We start from the raw sequence: 1,691 nt of genomic DNA, 5'->3' as shown, positions 1-1,691 counted from the left end.
CCTGAATCCGTGGGAAACCTGTCCCCGATCAATTGCAACCATATGATTTATTGATAGAATACGGCATCTTCCTTCTTCACCCAACTGATCATGCCCCGCTTTGAAGTCCGTCAATCCGCGAAGCTGAATCTGACCTCTTACTCCGGCCTGGCGCTGATTGGGCAATGCTGCGAGGCGGCGCAGGTGGAAGCCGTGATCGATCCGCGCTTGCCGGTATCGCAAGGCATGAAGACCTCCGACTTGGTCAAGGCGATGACTGGCTTGCTCAGTCTGGGCAAGAGCGACTTCGAAGCCATCGAGCCGTTTCGGCAGGATCGCTTCTTCAAGGAAGCGCTGGGGCTGTCGAAGGTGCCGAGCAGTGCCTGGATGCGCCAGCGACTCGACGCCAAGGCCGGCGAGTTGCGGGAGCGGACGGACGAGCTGTCGGTGCGCCTGCTGGAGAGGACAAAAGCGCCGATCACGCCGCACAAAGGATTCGTGCGCTTCGAGATCGACACCTTCGTCATGGACAACAGCGATACCAAGAAGGAGGACGTCGGCCACACCTACCAAGGCGTTGATGGCTATTGCCCGATTGCGGGCTACCTGGGCAACGAAGGCTGGAACATGGGACTGGAACTGCGTGCCGGGAACTGGCATTCGGCGCTCGAGACCGAGTACTTCTACGAACGGGCGTTTCCTCGGGTCAAGCGTTTGGTCAGGGCGGATCAACCCGTCCTGATGGTCGAAGACAGCGGCTTTGACAGCGCGCGACTGCTGTTCGCCAAAGCGGAAGAACGCGACGCCTGGGCGCGTGATGGGCGCGTATTGGAATTCGTCACGAAGTGGAACCCAAGAAAGCAGGACAGAACGGCCTGGGTCAAGCGGGCCGAGGAAGCGAACGCCTTTGAAGTGACCCGACCAGGCAAGCGGGTGGGACTTCTCGACCTCCAGGTCGAGCGCGCCTGGCAGAAACAAAAGCGCACCTTCCGGCTGATCGTGCGGGTGACCGAGCGCACCATCGACAAGAAGGGACAACACCTGCTGGTGCCGGACATTGAGATCGAAGGCTGGTGGACGAGCCTCACCCTGCCGGCTGTGGAGGTGATCGAGCACTACCGGTATCACGGCACACACGAACAGTTCCATGCCGAGATCAAATCTGACCTTGATCTGGAACGGTTGCCGTCGGGCAAGTTCGACACCAACGACGTGATCCTGCATCTGGGGGCATTCGCCTACAACTGCCTGCGCCTCCTTGGCCAATTGGGCCTGACCGGCGAGATTGCGCCCATTCGCCACCCGGCCAAGCGCAGAAGGCTCAAGACGGTGTTGCAGGAGATCATGTACCGGGCGGCGAAGTTTGTGGCACATGCCAGAAAACTCATTCTCGACTTTGGCCGCGGATTTGCCGGCCATGTGCAGGTGTTCGTCGCGCTTCAGCAGCGATTGTTGCGAGCGGCATCGCCATGACGATGGTCGGGCTGAAACCCACCCCAAGGACGGATTCCGCTGCGGTGGAAGGTAGCCCTTCGCCTGAAAGCTGCAATATGACGTAACGCCGTCCCGACAAGGCCGACTTTTGCGGGCAAATACGGGTCCATCACCCCCGAAAAGATGGTCGGCATGACAATGAATCGGTCTGTCCGGCAAAAATTTCATGCCGGACAGCTCACAGGAAAGGTTTCGACTTTGGTGACCACGGATTCAGG

Annotated in this window: 1 protein-coding gene; it reads left to right on the top strand. The window is 59.4% G+C overall.

The features are described from left to right. The first annotated feature begins 90 nt into the window (after positions 1 to 90). Positions 91 to 1,452 carry an IS1380 family transposase gene (locus tag GV368_RS10890; protein ID WP_169116535.1) on the top strand — a complete coding sequence of 454 codons (1,362 nt, stop codon included), beginning with the start codon at positions 91 to 93 and terminating at the stop codon, positions 1,450 to 1,452. Positions 1,453 to 1,691 lie beyond the last annotated feature (239 nt).

Source organism: Tepidiphilus baoligensis (assembly GCF_012911495.1).
Classification (GTDB): domain Bacteria; phylum Pseudomonadota; class Gammaproteobacteria; order Burkholderiales; family Rhodocyclaceae; genus Tepidiphilus; species Tepidiphilus olei.
This window is presented reverse-complemented; position numbering and strand designations above follow the sequence as displayed.